We start from the raw sequence: 318 nt of genomic DNA on the forward strand, positions 1-318 counted from the left end.
GTAGCAGACGCACCATATGCGGGGTCTCAAGACTGGCATAATCATAATCGGCAACGACCTCTTGCCCGAGCGCTGTCACGCTATAGCTAATAGACAGATGCGCGCAAAAATAACAACTGAATAAATAGCCGACCACATGGCCAATATAGTAACTGCGATCATAGGTAAAACTACTGACCCCAAAGTGACCAAGAACGTAACTATTGAGACTGGCTTGATCTAAGATAGGCTTGTCATGTTTAAGCTTACCAACCGTCGCGAGACGTAGCGGATTATGACCATCCTGAGTGGTCAGTTGCCAACCTGCTGGCTGCTGAG

Annotated in this window: 1 pseudogene; it reads right to left on the bottom strand. The window is 47.8% G+C overall.

What is annotated here, in order from left to right:
* A pseudogene (locus tag AAEY87_RS13865) lies at positions 1 to 318 on the bottom strand (hypothetical protein); the annotation flags it as partial.

It is taken from the genome of Psychrobacter sp. S1-30-MNA-CIBAN-0213, from assembly GCF_040309845.1.
Taxonomy (GTDB): Bacteria; Pseudomonadota; Gammaproteobacteria; order Pseudomonadales; family Moraxellaceae; genus Psychrobacter.